Annotated in this window: 17 protein-coding genes and 1 pseudogene; 10 read left to right on the forward strand and 8 right to left on the reverse strand. The window is 64.1% G+C overall.

Annotation, left to right across the window (positions count from 1 at the left end):
- Positions 1-68: 68 nt before the first annotated feature.
- Entirely contained in the window at positions 69-1,121 is a 1,053-nt protein-coding gene (locus tag KBB36_RS11890; protein WP_290980717.1) for a hypothetical protein, read from the reverse strand.
- An 88-nt stretch (positions 1,122-1,209) separates the two neighbouring features.
- On the opposite strand from KBB36_RS11890, the gene KBB36_RS11895 reads away from it, so the two are divergent.
- Positions 1,210-1,926, forward strand: coding sequence for a hypothetical protein (locus KBB36_RS11895; RefSeq protein WP_290980720.1), 717 nt, complete (start codon positions 1,210-1,212; stop codon positions 1,924-1,926).
- On the opposite strand, the gene KBB36_RS11900 is transcribed toward KBB36_RS11895, so the two are convergent.
- Genes KBB36_RS11900 through KBB36_RS11925 form a run of 6 tightly spaced genes read right to left on the reverse strand, consistent with a single transcriptional unit; the run spans position 1,914 to position 10,723 of the window.
- Complete coding sequence (locus KBB36_RS11900) at positions 1,914-3,287, reverse strand: O-antigen ligase (RefSeq protein ID WP_290980723.1); 1,374 nt, start codon at positions 3,285-3,287, stop codon at positions 1,914-1,916. The two genes, KBB36_RS11895 and KBB36_RS11900, sit on opposite strands and share 13 nt — an antisense overlap.
- Positions 3,288-3,299: 12 nt before the next feature.
- The gene (locus tag KBB36_RS11905; protein ID WP_290980726.1) at positions 3,300-4,061 is read right to left on the reverse strand and encodes a WecB/TagA/CpsF family glycosyltransferase; all 762 of its coding nucleotides are present in this window, start codon (positions 4,059-4,061) and stop codon (positions 3,300-3,302) included.
- Entirely contained in the window at positions 4,058-5,266 is a 1,209-nt protein-coding gene (locus tag KBB36_RS11910) for a glycosyltransferase family 4 protein (RefSeq protein WP_290980729.1), read from the reverse strand. The genes KBB36_RS11905 and KBB36_RS11910 overlap by 4 nt, the downstream gene beginning before the upstream one ends.
- 4 nt (positions 5,267-5,270) lie before the next feature.
- Positions 5,271-7,181 carry a polysaccharide deacetylase family protein gene (locus KBB36_RS11915; protein WP_290980732.1) on the reverse strand — a complete coding sequence of 637 codons (1,911 nt, stop codon included), beginning with the start codon at positions 7,179-7,181 and terminating at the stop codon, positions 5,271-5,273.
- On the reverse strand, positions 7,178-8,452 hold the full coding sequence (locus tag KBB36_RS11920) for a glycosyltransferase family 4 protein (RefSeq protein WP_290980735.1): 1,275 nt from the start codon (positions 8,450-8,452) through the stop codon (positions 7,178-7,180). Before KBB36_RS11920 ends, KBB36_RS11915 begins: the two co-directional genes overlap by 4 nt.
- A gap of 45 nt (positions 8,453-8,497) precedes the next feature.
- Positions 8,498-10,723 carry a Wzz/FepE/Etk N-terminal domain-containing protein gene (locus KBB36_RS11925; protein WP_290980738.1) on the reverse strand — a complete coding sequence of 742 codons (2,226 nt, stop codon included), beginning with the start codon at positions 10,721-10,723 and terminating at the stop codon, positions 8,498-8,500.
- A gap of 169 nt (positions 10,724-10,892) precedes the next feature.
- Here KBB36_RS11925 and KBB36_RS11930 point away from each other — a divergent pair, with 169 nt between their 5' ends.
- From KBB36_RS11930 to KBB36_RS11950, 5 genes are all read left to right on the forward strand, one after another.
- Positions 10,893-11,684, forward strand: a complete 792-nt coding sequence (locus KBB36_RS11930) for a metallophosphoesterase (RefSeq protein ID WP_290980741.1) — start codon at positions 10,893-10,895, stop codon at positions 11,682-11,684.
- A 126-nt stretch (positions 11,685-11,810) separates the two neighbouring features.
- On the forward strand, positions 11,811-13,181 hold the full coding sequence (locus KBB36_RS11935) for an exopolysaccharide biosynthesis polyprenyl glycosylphosphotransferase (RefSeq protein ID WP_290980745.1): 1,371 nt from the start codon (positions 11,811-11,813) through the stop codon (positions 13,179-13,181).
- A 125-nt stretch (positions 13,182-13,306) separates the two neighbouring features.
- Positions 13,307-14,620 (forward strand): outer membrane beta-barrel protein, encoded by a 1,314-nt coding sequence (locus tag KBB36_RS11940; protein ID WP_290980749.1) that lies wholly within the window; start codon positions 13,307-13,309, stop codon positions 14,618-14,620.
- 61 nt (positions 14,621-14,681) lie between these two features.
- Positions 14,682-15,257 (forward strand): polysaccharide biosynthesis/export family protein, encoded by a 576-nt coding sequence (locus tag KBB36_RS11945; protein WP_290980752.1) that lies wholly within the window; start codon positions 14,682-14,684, stop codon positions 15,255-15,257.
- 58 nt (positions 15,258-15,315) lie between these two features.
- Positions 15,316-16,383 carry a nucleotidyltransferase family protein gene (locus tag KBB36_RS11950; protein WP_290980755.1) on the forward strand — a complete coding sequence of 356 codons (1,068 nt, stop codon included), beginning with the start codon at positions 15,316-15,318 and terminating at the stop codon, positions 16,381-16,383.
- A 2-nt stretch (positions 16,384-16,385) separates the two neighbouring features.
- Here KBB36_RS11950 and mnmA read toward each other — a convergent pair whose 3' ends face one another.
- The gene (gene mnmA, locus KBB36_RS11955; protein ID WP_290980759.1) at positions 16,386-17,519 is read right to left on the reverse strand and encodes a tRNA 2-thiouridine(34) synthase MnmA; all 1,134 of its coding nucleotides are present in this window, start codon (positions 17,517-17,519) and stop codon (positions 16,386-16,388) included.
- A gap of 208 nt (positions 17,520-17,727) precedes the next feature.
- Here mnmA and rpsF point away from each other — a divergent pair, with 208 nt between their 5' ends.
- From rpsF to rplI, 4 genes and pseudogenes are all read left to right on the forward strand, one after another.
- Entirely contained in the window at positions 17,728-18,165 is a 438-nt protein-coding gene (gene rpsF / locus KBB36_RS11960) for a 30S ribosomal protein S6 (protein ID WP_290980762.1), read from the forward strand.
- A 92-nt stretch (positions 18,166-18,257) separates the two neighbouring features.
- Positions 18,258-18,479: pseudogene (rpsR, locus tag KBB36_RS11965) on the forward strand (30S ribosomal protein S18); the annotation flags it as partial.
- 54 nt (positions 18,480-18,533) lie between these two features.
- Complete coding sequence (locus KBB36_RS11970) at positions 18,534-19,499, forward strand: DUF2232 domain-containing protein (protein ID WP_290980765.1); 966 nt, start codon at positions 18,534-18,536, stop codon at positions 19,497-19,499.
- Entirely contained in the window at positions 19,499-20,038 is a 540-nt protein-coding gene (gene rplI / locus KBB36_RS11975; RefSeq protein ID WP_366933186.1) for a 50S ribosomal protein L9, read from the forward strand. The genes KBB36_RS11970 and rplI overlap by 1 nt, the downstream gene beginning before the upstream one ends.
- The last annotated feature ends 231 nt before the right edge of the window (positions 20,039-20,269 follow it).

Consider the following 20,269-nt stretch of genomic DNA (forward strand, 5'->3'; position numbering starts at 1 on the left):
TCAAATACAAACCGGGCTGGTCGACCAGATCAGCCGCCAGCCCAGCAAATCATTCAACAGCGCCAAGCTCAGCTCGGGCTGGCCGACGAAATCGGCCGTTCGAAGACCACCGGGGTGTTGTTCTGCTGGTTGTTCTGTGTCGTCGTCTGTGTCTGCTGCTGCTGTTGAACAACCGGGCGCTGACCGGCCAGAATCTGCTGCACCTGAGCGCTGTTGGTCTGATTCGCCTGATTGAGCGAGTTATTGGTGCTGGCCTGATTGAGCGTCTGGGTCACCGTCGCAACAGTGGTGGGCGCAGCGGCCTGCACGGTCGCGGAGGTTGCGGCCGAATAGGCATTGGCCATCACATTGATCGCAGCCTGCGGTGACACCGCATAAACCGCCGGATTGCTGACCGCCTGGGAAACCGAAACCGACATCGCCGCCACCTGCTGCGGCGCCACACGCTGCGCTTCCGGCGCCACCACAATGCGCGAAGCCGTGGTCATCGTGGCTGACACCGCCTGCGGATTGGCCGCCATCACGGCAGGCGAATTGGCCGCACTGGTGGCCGACGCAGCCAATTGCACCGCAGCGGCGGGATCAACCGACAGGATTCGCTCGGCCGCCGAAACCGCACTGTTGGCTACATTGGCTGTAAGGCTCGGGTTGCCGCTCTGCGTGGCCAGGGCAAGCGTGGCCGAAGCCAGACCGGCGGCCTGAGTGGAGAAGTTCTGAGCAGCCGGCGCGACAAACAGCCGGGCTGCCGTGGTCACCACGGTTTCGGTCTGTTGGGGTGCGCTGCCCTGCGGCAGGGCGCGCGCCACAGCCACGGCCGCACCACCCGCCGCAATCGCCGCCTGCGGATTGCTGCTGAGCAAACCTTCAGCCACCTGAACCACAGAGGCGGCCAAGCTGCCGGCCTGCGCGGGATTACCAGCGGACAATGTCTGAATTGCTTGCTGGATTGCATTGCCATTGCCGCTCAGCACCGCGGCGCGCAAAGCCGGTGGCAGGCTGTTGATATTGGCCTGGCCGGCCTGCGCCTGCGCCTGCGCCTGGCCCGGCACCATCAATACCAGCGAGCCAACAGCGGCAGCCGCCAGGGATGCAGCAAAAGCAGCAGCGATCTTCCGGCTCATCATCATTCTCCCAAGCATAGGCACATCAATTGGCAACAAGAATTTGGTCTGCCTATAATAACAACATAGTTGCGGACGGGCTAGTGGAATGATGGGCAGTTTGAACGAGACAAGACAACCCCGCAAAACTGCCCGCTGGATCAGCCGGCTGGCCCCGCCGAATCGGCTTCTGGCCGGCCTGCTGGCCCTGGGCGGCTGCGGCCTGCTGCTGCTGGCGCTGCCCCGCCTAGCCGACAATCTGAGCCTGCTGACGATCACCGGGCTGACCCGCGATCATGCCCGGCCAACTGCACAGGCCACGGCCGGCACCGAACGCCCCCTGGCTGATCTGGCCGCGGCATTGGGCAGCCCACAGGCCTGGCGCCAGGCCGCCCGGGCCAGCATCGCGGGCGGCAATTACCCGGCTGCTGCGGCGGCTTTACGCCAGGCCTTGCGCCTTGCGCCGGGCCATGCCGACGACTGGGCCACACTGGCGGCCCTGAGCGATGTGGGCGCGGTCCCGCCAATCGAAGCCGTGGCCGCCTTTGAGCGCGCCGTGGCCTTGCAGGGCTTTGAGCCATCCTTCACGCCCTGGCTGTTCAGCCTCGGCATCCGGCTCTGGCCGGTGCTGCCGCCCAGCGGCCATGCCGCCTTTGAGCAATTGACCTGGCGGCAATGGCAATGGGGGCCAGGACGGCTGACCGAGATCACCCGCGACGCCCGGGCAGAATTGGTGATTGCCCCGATCCTGGCGCAAGACCCGGCCGCTTTGGCGGATTTTGAGCGCCGCTTGCAATTGCTTGGGCCGTTGGATCAGGCCAGATAACGCCCCTGGCGCGCTGACCAGGATTGCGCCACGCCAAGGCCCAGCAACAGCGCCCAGAGCGCGGCCACGGCGGGGATTTGCAGGCTGAAATCGAGCAGCGAATGCGCCGCGGCCGTAACACCCGCCGCCAGCGCCACCAGGCTCAAGCCCGGCACCGATTGACGGTGCAAGGCCCCCTCCAGGCAGCGCCACAGCAGCAGGGCCTGGGCCAGCAGCAGGCTGAGCGCCGCCGGCAGGCCCAGATCAACCATCAATTCCAGATAGACATTATGCGCCTCGCCCCAGATCAGCACCATGCCGATCGGGCGCAGTTTGGCACTGGCATCGCTGAAACTGCCCAACCCGCTGCCCAGCCAGGGCCGTTCGGCAATCAACTCCAGCGCCATGGCATAAATCTGGCCGCGATGCCCCAGCGCACCTGCGGCGCGCTCGCCCATATCGCCTTCGCCGGTTAGCAGGAACAGGGCCGGCAGCGCCAGGGCCGCCGCCACCACGCCCAGGCGCCCGATGCCCGACCAGCCATGCCGACGCAGCACCACGCCCGCCAGCAGGGTGAGCACGCCCAGCGCGACGGCCGCCATGCCGGCGCGGGAAAAACTCAAGGCCAGCCCGGCCAGCAGGATAACCAGCAGCGCCAGCCAGAATGGCCTGAGCCGGCGCTCGCCCGGATCATCCCGCAGCATCAGCGCCAAAGCCGCGATCAGGCCGAAACCGGCCCAGGTGGCGAAATGGTTGGGGTTGACAAAACTGCCGGTCACCATGCCGCGATAGGCCCATTTTTCCAGCCAGCCGATGCGCTCGGCGCCGCTCAGCGCATTGACCAGGCCATAAAGCGCCAGCAAAGCCGTAAAGCCGGCCACCGCACGCAACGCGGCCCAGGCGAAGCGCGATGAACGGCCGAATTGCAGCGCCAGCAGAAAGATCAGGCCATAGCCGAGCAGCTTGGCAAAACCATCCATGCCGGTGCCCGGGGTGAGCGAAATGCTGCCCGGCAAATTTTCTTGGCCCAGCACCGCCGCCGCCGCCGTCCATTCCGGGTGATGCCATGCCGCCGGCATGCCCGGCCAGAGTTGCAGCAAAGCCCAGGCCAGCGCCAGGCTATAGAGCAGCAGCGGCAGGCCGATACGCCAGGGCGCCACCAGCGGCCACAGCCGGGCGCCGACATTGGCGCGGGTGCCGAAAAAGCTTGCCGCCGCCCAGACCAGAGCCAGCAGGGCCACACCGGCCAGCAGCCCATGCCAGGCCCAGGGCCGCGCACCACCCAGCGGCAGGGCGGCAAGCAGCACCAGCGCCACCAGCGCCCCGGCCACCAACTGCGCTAGACGCGGCAGGCTTGGTGGCAGTCTTTCCGTATCACTCATCCCGGCCCCCATTCATTGCCGCCGCCGCCATTCGTCGCGCAGCAGCCGCAGCAGGAATAATGGTATCGTGCGGCCATAACGGCCGGCCAGCCGGCGTGGCTCGCTGGCCAGGCGGAAAGCCCATTCCAGGCCATGGCGCTGCATCCAGGGCGGCGCCCAGGGCTTGTTGCCGGCGATGAAATCGAACGCTGCCCCCACCCCCACCAGCAGCGGCACCTGCAAAGTCTCGCGTTGCGCCCGCATCCATATTTCCTGGCGCGGCGCCCCCAGGCCGACCCAGACAATATCAGCCCCGCTGGCATCGATGGCAGCGGCATGGGCGGCATCTTCTGCTGCCGTGAAGGGCCGGAAAGGCGGCGCCAGGCAACCGACAATGTCGGCCCCGGGAAATTTTTGCTGGATCGCCCGGCGCAATTGCGCCAGCAAGGCCGGCGAGCCGCCAAACAGGAAATGCCGCAGCGGCCGGCCCTGCACATGTTCGCCGCTGGCCAGCAGCGCGGTCATCAGGTCCGGGCCATAAACCCGGCCGGCCTGGCCTGCGCCACGGCGCCGCAGCAGCCACACCAGCGGCATGCCATCGGTGGCCGCCATGCCGGCATGCGCCAGCGCATCATGCAGCCGGGCATCGCGCCAGCTTTCCACCAGGGTATGCACGTTGACATGGCAGATATACTGCCGCTCGCCGGCGCGCAGCCAGCGCAGCACCTGGGCTTGCGCCAAGGCCAGATCGCCGGCATGCAGCGGCAGGCCCATCACCTCAATCTTTGGCATCATGCCGGCACCGCCTGACGCCGCCGCGCCGCCGCTGCCGCAATGGCTTCCGCATAGATCGCACGCTGTCTTTCGGCCACCCGGGCGGCGGAAAAGTCGGTTTCATAAAGCCGCCGCGCCTGCTGCCCGGCCTCGGCAAGCCGCGCCGGCTCGGCCAGCAGCGCTGCAATTTCTGCTGCCCAGTCGGCTGCCGTAGCCTCGGCCGGCAGCAGCCAGCCGCCACCCCGCACCAGCACATCCGCCATGGCACCACGCGCCGGCGCCAATATCGGCAGGCCGTGCGCCAGGGCTTCATGCAGCGCCATCGGAAAATGCTCCAGCGCACGGCTTGGAAACAGCAGCAGTGCAGCCTGGCGCATCTCGCGCGACAAGGTGGCCGCATCCACCCGGCCAAGCAGGCGCAGATTGCCCAGCCGCCCGGCAGCTTCCCGCACCATCGCTTCCAGCGGTCCGCTGCCGGCGATGGTCAATGTTGTATCGGGATGGCTGCTGCCGAGCGCCTCGGCCAGTGCCAGTATCGTATCGATGCCCTTTTCCGGCGACAACCGCCCGGCATAGAGCAGGCCCCGGCGTTCCGGCATCACGGCTTCAACACCCGGATCAGCAATGAAATTCGGCTTCACCCCGATACGCGCCTCGGGCAGCCCGGCGGCAATGAATTGCTGGCGCGAGGCTTCGCTCAGCGCCAGGAACCGGTCCACCAGGCCCCGCCTTATGCCAAGCCGGCGCATCATCAGGCCCTGGCCGGCGGCGGCAAGGCTCATGCCCAGGCCATCGGGGTGGCAGCGATGCAGCAAAGCCGGCCAGGGCAGCAGGGTTTCACTGCACAGCCGGCAATCGGCGCCAGCACGCAGAAACAGGCCATTGGCGCAATAGAGGCGGAAATTATGCAGCGATTGCACCAGCGCGACGCCCTGCTGCCGGGCCGCGGCATAGACCGAGGCGGAAAGCGCCGGAAACAGGTTATGCACATGCAGCAGATCGGGCCGCTGCTCGGCGATACGCTGCGACAGGTCACGGTAGACTGTTGCCGACCACAGCGCATGCAGGCCGGCACGGGGCTGTGACTGCGCCTCCAGCGCAACATTCCTGGCCATGAAGGATGATACCGTGAAGCCGTGGCGCGGCAATTCAGCCAGCTCAGCCGCCACCGCTGCATCCTCGCCGCCATATTGGCGGTATTGCGCATGCACCAGCATTACGCGCATGGCATCACGCGCATGGCGGCGCCGCCATTTGTCGCCGCATCGCCAGCGCCAGCTGTTCGGCCAAATCCTGCGGTGTGGCTTGGTCGCTTTCCAGCACCAGGGCATCATAGGCTAGCGCCAATGCGCGGTAGCGCCGCAGCAGATCGGCGGCCTGCGCCGCATCCAGCTCGCCCTTGCGCGCCACCAGGGTTTCTGCGGCAGCCAGCAGAAAAGCGCGGCCATGCGGTGCCGGGGCGGCAAAATCCAGCAATGCCAGCAAAGCGACCGGCAGAGCAATGCCGCGCACGGCGCCATCGGCGCGGTAATCTGGCACATGGCGATCAAACAGCACCAGCGCACCGCCCGCCATCGCCGGCCGCAGCCGCAGCCAATAGCCCAGCGTATAATCTGCCAGCGCCAGCGCCAGCCGCGCCAGCGAAGCCAGGCGGCCCGGCTGGCGATTCTGCGGCCGGGCACCATCACCGGCACCGCCTTTGCTCAGCCCCAGCAGGAAAGGCCGGGTGTGAAACGGCGCCACGCGCAGGAACAGGCGCCGCTCCAGCAGCGGCAGCAAAGCCGCAATCAGGCTGGTTTTGCCGGCACCATCGGGTCCGCTCAGGCTCCAGCAGCGCCCAGCCGGCCGGCAATAGCTGTGCAAAGCATCGGCCAGTTTCCAGGCCAGCACGCGCAACACCAGTATTGGCTGCCGCCGCAGCCGGGCCAGCAGCGTGGCAAAATCCAGCCTGGCCGCTTCGCCGGCCACAAAGGCCGCTGCATCCTCGCGCCGAAGCCACAGCAGGCCATGCTGCCGCTCAGCGCGCGCCAGCAATGGCGCCACCGCGGCAAAGGCCACGCCGCCGCCACTGCCGGCACGATGCAGATCCAGTTGCAAGGTGGCCCCGGTATGATCCGGCTGGCCCAGAATGACGATCAGCAGATGGCCGCGCCGCAACGTGAACAGCCGCCGCCAGCCCAGCGGTTCCGCCACGGCATCGATCAGCCGCAGCCACTTCCGCCAGGGCCGGGGCGCCACGATCAGATCGGCATCATGCCCCGGCATTTCCGGATAGCGTTCAAGCCCGTCGCGCATTGCTGCCGGCAGACCTGCACTGGCTGCATGGCGCAGGATGGCAAACAGCAGATCAGCCGGCTTGTCGGCGCTTTCCGGCAATGTGGGCGCCGCTACAGCGCCGGCTGTCCGGCGCAACAATCGCTCGCGCCAGGCCTCCGCCCGGCCAGCGCCCAGCAGCCGGCGCAAGGCCTGCTTGGCGGCATAGCCGGCTGCAAGCGCCACAGCCGGCAGGCGCAGCAGCAGGCCCAAGCCGGTTTTGCCGGTACGCGCCGTCACCGGCAAAACCGGCAGCATCTCATCGCTGATGCCGGCCAGCGGCTCTTGCGCCAAGCCCCAGCGCATGCCGCGGCAATGCCGGAAGCCGGCCTGGCGCAAGAGCGGCGCCAGTTCCGGCACAGCAATACCGCCCGGCGGCGCAAACCAGATCGGCGCCGTGCCGCAGAGTGCCGCCAGAGCATCGCGCGCGGCATGGATTTCCGCCACCAGATCGGCAATGCTCAATTTGTCGAAGGTACGATGGCTGTGGCCATGCGCACCGATGACATGGCCGGCCGCCACCATCTGCTGCACCTGCGCCGCCGTGAGCCGGCCCGGGCCGTCAACATGCTGCGGACTGACCAGGAACAGGCCACGCCAGCCCATCATCGCCAATTGCTCGGCTGCCCAGGCATGGCCCTCGGTGCCATCATCGAAGCTGAACATAACGCCACGGCCATCCTGCAGCCGTGGCACCAAGCCCTGCCCGGCCAACCCCATGCTGCGCAGTTGCTGTAGCTGCGCCAGAAAATCCGCCTGGGTCACATCATGAAAACGCTCGGCCTTGCCGGCAACGATGCGGTGATAAACCAGAATGGCGATGCTCATAGCAGCACCCCCGCGCCGCGCAGAAGCGCGCTGTAGCGATTCTGCCGCGCTTCCCAGCTAAGATTGGCAAGGGCATGGGCGCGGCCGGCATGGCGCATTGCCTGCAATCGCTTCGGCTGGTCGCTCAATTGCCGGATGGCATGGGCAAGATCAGCCGCAATCTGGGCGGCATTTTGTGCCGGCAGGCGGATGCCGGCCTCTACCGGCGTAATCGCCGCCGGGCCGCCCAGATCCAGGCAGATCACCCCAAGGCCGGCCGCCATCGCTTCGGCACAAACCATGCCGCCGGAATCACGCAGGCTGAGATGCAGCAGCAGGTGATATTGATGCAGAAAAAGCATCAATTTTTTTCGCTCCAGCGGCCCGATAAAACGCACCCGGCCATTCAATCCTTGCGCCGCCGCCAGACGCATCAAGAGGCGCGCCTCGTGCCCCCGGCCGATAATATCCAGTGACCAGGGCAGCTCGGGCGGCAGCCGGGCCAGGCCGGCAAAAACCAGATGCAGTCCCTTGCGGCGCACCAATTCGCTGATGATGATCAGGCGTAACGGATCGGCGCCGCTTGGGCCGGCTGATATCGGGACGCGGGTCAGCAGCGCAAGATCGGCCGGCGATAACGCCACTTGTGACAACAGGCCAACCTGGCGCGCGCCAAGGCGGCGCAGCAGGCTTTCGCTAGCCGGCGTGGTGGCCAGGGCCAGCACACTATTGCGCGCCGTGCGGCGCGTGGCTGGCAGCCAGGTCATCAATCGCCGCATAGCCATGCGGCCAAGCTCTTTGGCGGCACCAAGCGGCCCCAGGCCAGCCAGCAGCCGCCAGGGCGGGTCGTCGCCGCCCCCAACCGGACCCCAGATAAACGGCAAGCCAGCCATGCCTGGCGCGGTTGGACTCCAGGCATTTACCAGCGTGACATGCTGCACCAGATCGGCCTGAGCCGCGAGCGGCGCTATGCGCCGGGCTAGGCTGGCCTGCCATAACAGGTAATAAAAACGCTGGCCCAGCCCACCGGTGCGGCGTTTCAGCCACAGCCAGAAAGCAGCGGGTTCATGCGCCATGACCTCTGCGCCCGGGCAGGCCGCCAGAATTGCATCACGGTTATTGGCGCGGGTGATAACCCTCACCCGCCAGCCGGCATGCAGATATGCCTGCAACCAGCTCCAGCCCACTTCCGGCTCCGAACCCTTGCCCGGCTCGCATGCATAGGCCGACAGCAAAACCAGACCACCGGCCCCGGCAGCACCTGACGCATTCTCGCTGCGGGTATCGCTCAATGCCGCGCCTCCAGCTTTATCCCGGGCGGCAGCACCGCCGCAGCCTCAGCTGGTATAGTATTTTTTGTAGCGACCATAATACGAGCCGCTATCGCCATAGCCGTATTTGGCATGGCGCTTGATATTGACCTGGCTCAGCAAGGTGCCGGCGATCGGGGCGCTGACTTCATCCAGCATGCGCAGGCCGGACTTGACTGCGCCTTTGGGGGTTTTGCCCCATTGCACCAGGAAGACCGTGGCATCGGCCAGGCGCGCCAGAATCTGTGTATCGGCCACCGGCAGGATCGGCGGGCAATCGATCACCACCAGATCGTAACGATGCCGCAGGGTTTCGAGGAAACCCTGCATGGCCGGCGATCCCAGCAGGTCGAGCGGCGAACCCGGCACCGATTGCGCCAGATAAAGATCAAGGCCCTTGGCGCGATCAGCCACCACCACATCCTCAGGCGACGCTTCTCCGGTGAGGATTTCGTGCACAAAATGCTTCGGCTGGACGCCGGATTTCTGCATCTGCGACGCACGCCGCAAATCACCTTCCACCAGAGCCACCTTGTTGCCCAGCAACGCCACCGTGCGGGCCAGGGTGAGCGCGGTAACGCTCTTGCCTTCGCCCGGCAGCGACGAGGTGATGGCGACAATGCGCGGCGACTGGCGCTGATTGCCATGCTTCAGCGCCACCCAGACACTGCGGAAACTTTCGGCAAAGGCGGAATTCGGCTTGTCGAATAGCTGCACATTCACGCCGCTGCGGCCGGAAGTCTGCGGTGTCATGCCCAGGCTGGGAATGCCGGTGGCATCCTCAAGCTGTTCGCGGCCCATGAAGGTATTCTGCAAGGCTTCCAGCACCAGGGCCAGCAGCAGGCCAACCAGCACGCCCAGCAACAGCGCGCCGGTCAGGAACAGATTGCGGCGCGGCGCGCTCGGCGAGAATGGCAGCGCCGCCGCCGAGATCACACGCGAATCAGGCTGCTGCAATTGCTGCTGCTCCGAGGTTTCCTTGAAGCGGTTCAGGAAAGTCTCAAACAGCAGGCGGTTGGCACTGGCCTCACGCTCAAGCTCTTGCAGGCGGATACCGGCCTGGCCCTGGCGCGTGACCGTATCCTCGATGCGGCGAATCTGTTCGCGCAGGGCGGCTTCGCGATTGCGTGTCACCAGCAATTCGTTGCGCACCGTCAGCACCAGCTTTGACACTTCCGAGCGCATCTTGCGCTCCAGCTCCTCCTGCTCGGCCAGCGCCTTGACCATGCGCGGATGCTTTTCACCATAGCGGGTCTGGAAATCGGAAATCTCACGCGCCAGCTGGGCTTCCTGTTCCTTGAGGCGCTGGATCAGCGGCGAATCGACCATATTCTCCAGCGCCGCACTCGGATTCGGGCTGTTGGCCACGGCTTCCATGCGGGTGACGCGCCCTTCGGTCTCGGCGCGCTTGGCCTGGGCAATGATAAGCTGCGAATTCAACTCGCCAAGCTGCTGCTGTGCCGGCAGCCCGGAGCGCCCTTCCAGCAACCCGGTGCGGGCGCGATATTCTGCCACCGCACGATCCGCGGCCTGCACATTCTGGCGCAGTTCATCCAGGCGCGAATTCAGCCAGCTCGAAGCCTGGCGCGCCGCGTCGAATTTTGATTCAAGCTGATCGAGCACATACTGCTCGGCCACCATATTGACGATACGCTGCGCCTTGAGCGGGTTTTCGCTCACCACGTTGATCTGGATCACCAGCGATTGCGCCACCGGACTGGCATCAATGCGGCCCTGGAGCAGGCGGATCACCAATTGCCGCGTCTTTTCCTCCTTGTCGACCAACTCGGACTTCATCTCGTCGTCGCTGCTGCGCAAGGCCGCGAGCCATTCGTTGATGTTGAGGCGCAAGGTGGCGATCATGCCGGTGGGCACCGGGCGCAGCGTCGGATTGAATTCCGGGTCGTTCCACAGATTGAGTTTGTCGGCGACACGAACAGCCAGGCTGCGCGAGCGGATCACCTCCACCTCACCCATCACGGTGATAAGCTGCGGCGGCAGCTGGCTGACCACTTCACGGTTGTTCACCACCTGGGTGCGGCGCGCATCGATCATCACCTTGGCGCTGGCAGTGTAAAGCGGCGTGATCATGCCCAAGAGCCAGTAGGCCAGCCCCAGCATCAGCAAAGTCACCGCTGCGATCAGCCAGCGGCGGCGCCACAACACCCTGACATACTGGGCGATTTCCTCGCCGGCACTCCGCGCCGGGCGGGCTTCGGGCAACACTTGCTGAATATCCGTATGACGATTCATAGCCTTCACAATCAGAAGCTTTTTTTGCTGACAGCGATATTATCTAATATGGTGACAAAGGTCGAGGGACCCGGCGCCGACAACCCCGGGAGGCAACACGGCGGCTTGAGGCCCGGCATGGAGCTGGCTTAAAAGCCAGGGTCTAAGGGCAGCGTAAAAGGGTGGTGCGATGGTGCTGAAATGGTTTACCGGCAGGCTGCGGCCCAACCCGGTGCAGGCTCTTGCCCAGCCTGCGGGCTGGACACCAGAGGGCACGCGGATTTATGCGATCGGCGACATTCACGGCCGTGCGGATTTGCTGGCACGGATGTATCAGGCGATTGCCGATGATGTGGCGGAAAACGCACCCGCAAGCAATGTTCATGTGGTGCTGCTGGGCGACCTGGTGGATCGTGGGTTGCATAGTCGTGCCGTGGTGGAACTCGCGATGCAGCCGCCCCTGGCGCTGCCGGGCCTGACCCACACCGTGCTGATGGGCAATCACGAGCAACTTCTGCTCGACTTCCATGCCGATGGGCGCGGCGCCGAGTTGTGGCTGGAGCAAGGTGGCATGGCAACGCTGGCAAGCTACGATTGCCAGCTGCCGATGGGCAGCTTGAGCAAGCAGCAAGCCGCCAGATTGCATATCGAATTCCGTGAACGTCTGCCGCAGCGCCATGCCCTGTTTCTGGCGCAATGCCCCAAACAATTGCTGCTGGGCGACTATCTCTTTGTCCATGCTGGCATCCGGCCGGGACGCCCGCTTGATCGCCAGACCGACACCGACAGGTTGTGGATTCGCGAGCCTTTTCTCAACAATCCCGGGCCATTCGAGAAAATCGTGGTGCATGGTCACAACATTACCAGCCAACCGGACCAGCATCCGCACCGCATAGGCATTGACACCGGCGCCTATGCCACCGGCATACTCTCGGCAGTTATTCTAGAGCAAAACACTTGCCGTTTTCTCCAGGTGAACTGATCCGCAATTGGATCAAATCGGCATGCATTCAGATTGGTAGTCCAGCGTGTTCCAGCCCAGTAGCATTTCATTCCCTCGCGCAGCATTTATCGGCCCGGGCCGGCCAATTTCCTCCGTATGCGCCCCATGATGCAAGACAAGCAATTTGATCGCGATTGGCTGCTGCTGCCGGCTCTGGTTCTGGCGCTGGGCGACACCGCAATCCTTCAGGTGCTGCTGAATATTTCCTTTATGATTCGCAACGCACTGATCCCGGAATATCCGCTGGCCGTGGGCGTGATGCATTATTTCGATCTGCATGCCGCCACGCTACTGGTGCCGGCCGGCTATGCCCTGGCCGGGCTTTATCCCGGCTACGGCCTGGACCCGGTGATGCGCTTGCGGTTGCGGGTTTCGGTAGCTGTTGTGGCGCTGCTGGCTGTGATTCTGTTTGACTACCTGGCGCAAAGCGGCAGCTGGTCGCGCGGCACCTTGCTGATCACCCTGGCGCTCAGCGTGGTGATCCTGCCGGCCTGGGAGACGCTGGCAATCAACCTGCTGCGCCGCTATGGCAGATGGGGCCAGCGGATTGTGCTGTTCGGTGTTGAACCGGCACGCCATGGCATCAAGAAACGGTTGCTCGCCGATCCCGATATCGGCTGGCGCGTGGCCGAGGAAGCCGATTGGCCGCCAACCGCAGATGCCGCTCAGCGCGGCATTCGCCTGGCCATGCTGGCAAGGCCCAGCGACACCGTGTTGCCGGCCACGCTCGACACCCTGCCCTATCGCCGCATCCTGGTAGTGCCGGATTTCGGCCGTATGCAGAATGAAAGTGTTGAAGTGCGCTCGATCGGGCAAGGCACCCTGGTGCTCGACATGCGCCGCAATGTTGCTGGCGGCCTGAACGCCATGCTCAAGCGCGGCAGCGATCTTGTGCTTGGCCTGCTGGCCCTGCTGGTTGCACTGCCCATGATTGCCCTGGCCGCCCTGGCGGTGAAACTGCTCAGCCCCGGCCCGGCTTTTTATGCCCAGCAAAGGCATGGCCGCCACGGCATACATTTCAGATTGTGGAAATTGCGCACCATGGTGCCGGATGCGGAAGCGCGGCTTACCGATGTTTTGCAGCATTCCGCCGCCGCCCGGGTGGAATGGGAGCGCAGTAAAAAGCTGACCAGTGATCCCAGAATCATACCCGCAATCGGCAATTTCCTCAGGCGCTACAGTATCGATGAGCTACCGCAATTATGGAATGTGGTGCGCGGCGAAATGAGCCTGGTCGGCCCCCGCCCGCTGCCCGATTATCATGAGGCCACGCTGGCGCCGGATACCCGCGCATTGCGCCGCCTGGTGCGGCCCGGCATAACCGGCTTGTGGCAGGTTTCCGGCCGCAGCGACCTCGAACAACGTGAAATGGAAGAGATCGACTGCATCTATATCAGAAATTGGTCATTATGGCTTGACCTGCATATTCTGCTGAAGACCGTGGTCGAGGTTCTGCTTGCCCGTGGCGCGCGATAAATTGGCCGTTCAAATCAGTTATCATGGGTTTACATGAACCGCGCGAGTATAGTATTTAGGCAATGATTGAATATGGGATAGCCTCCTGCCTGTAACATGGCAGCGCCACCTCGAATGGAATAGCAATGAAGAATGCCTTCCGCCTGATTTTGTGCAGTACCGTTTTTGGCCTTCCTTTTGCTGTTCTGGCGCAGACTGCGCCGCAGGGCCAGGTTACGCCACCGGCCCAGACCGCGCCGCAAGCTTCTCCGGGCCAGGTGGCAGATCAGAAATTGCGTGAGCAGGAAGTTGGCGAGCGCAAGCAGGAAAGCTATACCGCGCAGGGCGTCCGGTTCGGTGGCTTCAATATCAATCCGAACTTCGAACTGCGCGAGAAATTCACTGACAACGTATACAGTTCGTCGGGTGATCGGCGCAGCGACTTCATCACGGTGATCAATCCGTGGGTCTATGCCAAGTCGGATTTCAGCGTGCATGAGGTCGAGGTTTACGGGACGGCCGAATCGCATCGTTACGCCGAGTACAAGAACGAGAGCGACGAGCTCTACAATATTTACGCGCGCGGCAAATTTGATGTTTATCGCGACACTTGGATCGCCATCAAGCCGATGTATGACCGCGCCAAGGAAGATCGTGGTTCGCCCGATGCGACCAATGGCGTGAAGCCGACCCGGGTCTATAGCCGCAGCCTTGAATTGGAAGGCGAATACAAGCCGGGTGCCACCTGGCTGCGCTTTGACGCCGGCAGCAAGCTGATGAGCTTTGAAAATTCTATGCTTGGCAACGGCACTTCGGTCAACAACCATGACCGTGACCGCCGCGAAGACAAGGCCGGCCTGCGCGTCGGCTACGAAGTTGTGCCGGGTTATTTTGCCTTTGTTGAAGGCCGCTATAATCAGCGCGAATATGATCAAGCCCGGGATGACGGCGGCTTCAACCGCAATTCGCAGGGTGGTGAGTTCCGCGTTGGCGCCAGCATCGAACTGACCGGCAAGCTGAAGGGCGATGTTTTTGTCGGCTATATGATGCAGGAATATGACGACGCACGCTTCTCCAAGCTGCAAGAGCCGTCCGCTGGTATTGGCCTGCGCTGGAATGTCACGCCCTTGACCACGGTCAAGACCACCTTGCAGCGCACGGTTGAAGAAACCACGACCGGTAGCGTCGCCGGCCTGTTGCAGGATTTTATCGAATTGGGCATCGACCACGAATTGCTGCGCAATCTGGTGGTTGGCGGCAGCATCAGCCTGACGCGCTCGGAATATCGCGGCACCAACCGAGAGGACGATCTGGTGGGTGCCAAGCTGAAAGCGCTCTATCGCCCCAACCAGAACATGCAGATCGGCGCCGAATACACCTACAATGGACGTGATTCGAGTCGTGATACGGGCGAATACCTGACCAACACATTGATGGCGAAGGTGGTACTGAGCTATTAAGTCTGGGCGCCAGGTTGGCGACAAAGCCATCCTGGCACAGTTGCTCCGACGCGAGGTCTAAGTGCGACGACTCGGTCTTTCCCTGCTGCTTCTCATCGCAGCCCTGTTTGCTGCCCTCCCTGGCGGTTCATGGTTCCCTGCGGCGCAGGCGCAGCAGGCTGCTGCTACTGATAATTCCTTCGTCTACCGCCTTGGCGCCAATGATCGCCTGCGCGTGATCGTTTTTGGCGAACCAGATCTGACCGGCGAATTCGAGGTTGACGGGCGTGGCAATGTATCGATGCCGCTGGTTGGCTCGGTGTCGGTGATCGGCCTGACCCTGGTGGAAGCCGAGCGGGCGCTTGAGACCAAGCTGCGTGACGGCTTTCTGCAAAATCCCCGCGTCAATGTGGAAGTGCTGAACTACCGGCCGTTCTTCATCATCGGTGAGGTCAACACCCCGGGCCGCTATCCCTATGTGAATGGCATGCTGGTGCTGAATGCTGCGGCCATCGGCGGCGGCTTCACCTATCGCGCCGACCGCAAGGATGTAAAAATCCGCCGCGAAACCAAGAATGGCACGCAGACCATTAAAGCGACGCTGGAAACCGTAGTGCAGCCCGGTGATGTGATCGAGATCGGCGAGCGGTTCTTCTGAGCCGCTCGGCCATTGCTGGTCCCAGCAGGCCGGAACTGGCCAGATAACGGAAGCTGGCTTGAGCAAAGCAGGTGCATCCCCCCTCCCCGTGCTGTTGCAGGCCTGCCGCCCGCAGCCAGCTTCGGCTTTGCCCGCCACATTGGCAGCCTATCTGGCGCAGCAGCAAGGTGAAGCCGGCTGGGACGCGCTGCAAAACCTGGCCCTGCGACATGGTGTGCTGCCGCTGCTGTATCACGGCTTGAAACAAGCTGGTGTTGCCATGCCGGAACAGTTTCAGGCCGCCAACCAGCGTGTCACCCTGCGCAATCTGCGCCTGGGTGCCGAGCTGCATCGTGTTGTGGCGCATCTGCAAGCCGCCGGGCTGCCCTGCCTGACCCTGAAAGGCCCGGCCCAAAGCCAGCTCGCCTATGGCAATATCGCACTACGCAGCGGCACCGATCTGGATATCGCCACGCCACCCGAGGCGCGCAGCGACGTGATGCAGGCTCTGGCGGCACTGGGTTATGTGCAGGATGATCCCGTCCAGTCCGTCACCGCCCTGGAGCATCTGGGCCAGATCAACCTGCGCCACCACACATCCGGGCTGCTGCTTGATCTGCATTGGCGCCTCAATCCATTGGAAGGCTTCTTTCCGCTAGCGGTGACATCTGCCATCGCCGCCAGCCGCACAGTGCCGGTTGCCGGTGTGGCCGTGCCGGTGCTGGGCGATCAGCATCGCCTGCTATATCTGGCGGTGCATGGCGCCCTGCACCGCTGGGAACGCCTGATCTGGCTGTGCGATCTGGCCTGGGAATTACACCCCGACATGCCGGCGCAAAACGACATGGCCGCAATCCGCCGGATGGCCGCGGAAACCGGCGCGGCCCGCCTGTTGCAACTATCGCTGCATCTGGCGGCGACCGAACTGGGCGCTGCGGTGGATGCCGAAGCCCGGCGCCCGCTGCCGCCCGGCCTTGCCCTGGCAACAGCCTGGATGCGCCACAAGCTGTCTGTGGCGCCAATGGCCGGCGAGGTGCCGAATATAGTGCGCATTGCCACGCTGCTGCTGTTTCAGGATGGCTGGCGCCGCCGCTGGGGCGAACTGTGCCGCATGGCCGGCCGCGCCAAAGCCAGGCTGGCGGGATAAGCCTATGCCGCCGCCGCGCCGCTGGCATCCTGCTGGCGCGTGATCCAGCCGCCGCCCAGCAATTGCTCGCCATCATACATCACGCCGGCCTGGCCGGGCGCCACGCCATATTCGGGCTGCGCCAGCACCAGCCGCGCCTCGCCCGCAGCATTGCCGGGATAGGCCACCGCGGCCACGGCCGGCTGGGCCGAGCGCAGCTTGACCAAAACCGCCCGCCCCTCGGCCCCGAGCGGCGCGGCCGCAAGCCAGTTCAGCCCGCTTAGCCGCACTTCATTTTGCGCCAGCGCCGCTTTGGGGCCAACGATGACGCGGCGCTGGCCGGCCTCGATCCGCACCACATAAAGCGGTTCGGCATGGGCGATGCCAAGCCCCTTGCGCTGGCCCACGGTGAAATGGATCACCCCGGCATGGCGGCCCAGCACGCGGCCATCCACATGCACAATCTCGCCCGGCTCGGCGGCGGCCGGACGCAGCCGGGTGACCACGCTGGCATAATCGCCATTCGGCACAAAACAGATATCCTGGCTATCGGGCTTGTCGGCCACCAGCAGATCCAGTTCGGCGGCAATGGCACGCACCGCCGGCTTTTCCATGTCTCCAAGCGGAAAACGCAGGAAATCCAGCTGCTCGCGGGTGGTTGTATAGAGGAAATAGCTCTGGTCGCGGTGCGGATCGCGGCCGCGATGCAATTCAGCGCCCTGCAGCCCCAGCGCCCGGCGCACATAATGCCCGGTGGCCAGGCAATCGGCATCCAGGTCGCGGGCGGCGGCCAGCAGGTCGCGGAATTTCACCGTCTGATTGCAGCGGATACAGGGAATCGGGGTTTCGCCGCGCATGTAGGAATCGGCAAAATCATCCATCACGCTGTGCTTGAAGCGGCTTTCGTAATCCAGCACATAATGCGGAATATCCAGCCTGGCCGCGACATTGCGCGCATCATGGATATCCTGGCCGGCGCAGCAGGCGCCCTTGCGCCGCACCGCCTCGCCATGATCGTAAAGTTGCAGGGTGATGCCAACCACGTCATAGCCCTGGCGCGCCAACAGCCCGGCCACCACCGAACTGTCTACGCCGCCCGACATTGCCACCACCACGCGGGTCTGGCTTTCCGGCTTGTCAAAACCAAGGGAATTCATGGCCCGGCACTATAGGGTTGCCGGGCGCAGAGGCAAGCCCGACCATACAAAACTGGGCAAAAAGCGCTTGCGGCGGTGGCGATGATGTGTATAGTCCGCCGCCTACATAGCTCCTTGCTGGGACCATCAGGTTCCGGCTAGGTCCGCTCCGCCGGCACATGGGGTGTTCGGGCGGCGGGCCGCTAAAAGCCAGAAGGAGAGCTGCACGATGGCGTTCTACGAGAACGTTTTCATCGCGCGCCAGGATATCTCGACCGCTCAGGTCGAGGCCATGGCAGCGCAATTCACCGATATCATCAAGGGCCAGGGCGGCGAAGTCACCAAGACTGAAAATTGGGGCCTGCGCAACCTGACCTACCGTATCAAGAAGAACAAGAAGGGCCATTACGTCCTTCTGAACATCACCGCCGAAGGCGGCGCGGTGGCCGAGTTGGAGCGCAACATGCGCATCAACGAAGACATCCTGCGCTACATGACCGTGCGCGTGGAAGCTCTGGAGGAAGGTCCCTCCGTGATGCTGCAAAACAAGAACCGCGAAGACCGGCCGCGCCGCGAAGGCGACCGCTTTGACCGTGGTGACCGTTTTGACCGCGGCGAGCGTCGCCCGCGTGACCGTGATGAAGCTTCCGTAGGGGAGAGCGAATAATGGCCTTCCAACAGCGTTCCTCGCAGGGTGGTGAGCGTCGTGGTGGTGCCGGCGGTGCCGGTGGTGCGGCTGGTGGTGCTGGCGGCGCGGCGCGTCGTCCGTTCTTCCGCCGTCGCAAGACCTGCCCGTTCTCGGGCGCCAATGCGCCGAAGATCGACTACAAGGATGTGAAGCTGCTGTCGCGCTTCATCTCCGAGCGCGGCAAGATCGTGCCGTCGCGCATCACCGCAGTTTCGGCCAAGAAGCAGCGCGAACTGGCAACCGCCATCAAGCGCGCGCGCAATCTGGCCCTGCTGCCCTTCGTCATCAAGTGATGTGAGTAAGGCTGGGCGCCGCCTTTTGCGGCAGCGCCCGGCTTTGGCGCCGCGATGATCCGCAGTCTTGTCTTCGGCGGCCTTGCCGGCACTGCCAGCGCCTTGCTGGTGATGACCGTGGTGGGCAGCCCGTTCGGGATGGTTCTGGGTTATCTGGCACCATTGCCGCTGTTCTTCGCCGGCCTCACCAAGGGTGTTGGTGCGGCAGCAGCAGCGGCGGCGGCGGGTACACTGGTTTCGGCTTACAATGGCGTGATGCCGGCCGTCACCTTCGCGTTGCTGTTTGGCCTGCCGGCCTTGTGGCTGGTGCGTCAGGCTTTGTTGGCCCGTCCGGCCGAAGAAGCCGGCAGCGACGCGGAACTGGCCGATGGGCTGGAATGGTTTCCACCCGGCGGTCTGGTGTTGCGCTTGGCCGGCTGGTCCGGGCTGTTATTGGCCCTCGCCCTGCTGGCCACATCGGGCCACGAAGGCGGCCTGCTGGGTGCCTTGCAGCCGGTGTTGCAGCAATTCTTCATCGCCATGCAGGCGGCGGAGAGCGGCGGCGACCAGGCGGCGAAACTGGCCGAGACGGCGGCGCGCATGATGCCGGCGGTGGTGGCGGTGAGCTGGCTCACCATGCTCACCATCAACGGCACCCTGGCGCAGGGTCTGGCAGTGCTGGTTAAGCAGAATGCCCGGCCGACGCCGCATTATTCGGCGCTGAGCCTGCCGCGTTACATGGCGATGGGCCTGGGCGGCGCGGTACTGGCAGTCATGGTGCTGCCGGCGGAGACAAGTTTCATCGCTGTTGCGGCAACGGCGATTCTGGCCTTCCCCTATTTCTTGCAGGGGCTGGCGGTGGTGCATGTGCTGGCAAACAAGGCGCCGGCATCGGGTTTGATTTTGGCCGCGTTCTACGCGGCTCTGGTGGTGGCCAGCTTACTGGTGGGCATACTGGTGGTGGGCCTGGGATTGATCGAGGAATGGGCGGGTTTCCGCCGGCGTGTCGCCGGGGCAGGAACCAGCCGGGAGAGTGACTGATGGACGTGATCCTTTTGCAACGGGTCGAGAAGCTCGGCCAGATGGGCGACGTGGTCAAGGTGAAGGACGGCTTTGCCCGTAACTTCCTGCTGCCGCGCAAGAAGGCGCTGCGCGCCACCAATGCCAACAAGGCGCTGTTCGACAAACAGCGCGCCCAGCTGGAAGCGCAGAACCTGCAACAGCGCCAGGAGGCCGAAAAGGTCGCCCAGAAGATGGCCGGCCTGTCGGTCACCATCCTGCGCCAGGCCGGCGATTCGGGCCAGCTCTACGGCTCGGTCAGCGCCCGCGACATCGCCGACGCCGCCACCGAGGCCGGCTTCACCATCGGCCGCAGCCAGGTCAACCTGGTGTTGCCGATCAAGACCATCGGCATCTCGGAAGTGCAGGTCAGCCTGCATCCGGAAGTCAGCCTGGCAGTCAAGGTGAACGTGGCCCGCTCGGCTTCGGAAGCCGAAGCCCAGGCCGGCACCGGCGAAGCCTATTTCGAGGCCCCGGAAGCCGAGGAAGTGGCCGAGGAAGACGAAGAAACCGAAGAGTAATCTTCGCTCTCTGCTTTCTGGCAGCGAATTCACCCGCCGGGCAACCGGCGGGTTTTTCGTTTACGCGGCGGATATCCACCCTTCACGGCGAGCATAGCCCAGGCAGCGCACGCGCAACCGCTGTGGGTGTGGATAACAGCTTGTAAGGCATTGGTTTCACATAGCCAGTTATCCACCAATGCGCAGCGGTGGATAACCTGCGATTTGTTCACACAGCAGGCCACCAATCAG

Origin of the sequence: Ferrovibrio sp. (assembly GCF_017994015.1) — a bacterium.
Lineage (GTDB): Bacteria > Pseudomonadota > Alphaproteobacteria > Ferrovibrionales > Ferrovibrionaceae > Ferrovibrio.

Coding starts and splice junctions, on each gene's coding strand:
- rplI (WP_366933186.1), top strand. CDS start 19,499: ATGGACGTGATCCTTTTGCAACGGGTCGAGAAGCTCGGCCAGATGGGC.
- KBB36_RS11895 (WP_290980720.1), top strand. CDS start 1,210: ATGATGGGCAGTTTGAACGAGACAAGACAACCCCGCAAAACTGCCCGC.
- KBB36_RS11915 (WP_290980732.1), bottom strand. CDS start 7,181: ATGAGCATCGCCATTCTGGTTTATCACCGCATCGTTGCCGGCAAGGCC.
- KBB36_RS11930 (WP_290980741.1), top strand. CDS start 10,893: ATGGTGCTGAAATGGTTTACCGGCAGGCTGCGGCCCAACCCGGTGCAG.
- KBB36_RS11910 (WP_290980729.1), bottom strand. CDS start 5,266: ATGCGCGTAATGCTGGTGCATGCGCAATACCGCCAATATGGCGGCGAG.
- rpsF (WP_290980762.1), top strand. CDS start 17,728: ATGGCGTTCTACGAGAACGTTTTCATCGCGCGCCAGGATATCTCGACC.
- KBB36_RS11900 (WP_290980723.1), bottom strand. CDS start 3,287: ATGAGTGATACGGAAAGACTGCCACCAAGCCTGCCGCGTCTAGCGCAG.
- KBB36_RS11935 (WP_290980745.1), top strand. CDS start 11,811: ATGATGCAAGACAAGCAATTTGATCGCGATTGGCTGCTGCTGCCGGCT.
- mnmA (WP_290980759.1), bottom strand. CDS start 17,519: ATGAATTCCCTTGGTTTTGACAAGCCGGAAAGCCAGACCCGCGTGGTG.
- KBB36_RS11905 (WP_290980726.1), bottom strand. CDS start 4,061: ATGATGCCAAAGATTGAGGTGATGGGCCTGCCGCTGCATGCCGGCGAT.
- KBB36_RS11925 (WP_290980738.1), bottom strand. CDS start 10,723: ATGAATCGTCATACGGATATTCAGCAAGTGTTGCCCGAAGCCCGCCCG.
- KBB36_RS11890 (WP_290980717.1), bottom strand. CDS start 1,121: ATGAGCCGGAAGATCGCTGCTGCTTTTGCTGCATCCCTGGCGGCTGCC.
- KBB36_RS11970 (WP_290980765.1), top strand. CDS start 18,534: ATGATCCGCAGTCTTGTCTTCGGCGGCCTTGCCGGCACTGCCAGCGCC.
- KBB36_RS11940 (WP_290980749.1), top strand. CDS start 13,307: ATGAAGAATGCCTTCCGCCTGATTTTGTGCAGTACCGTTTTTGGCCTT.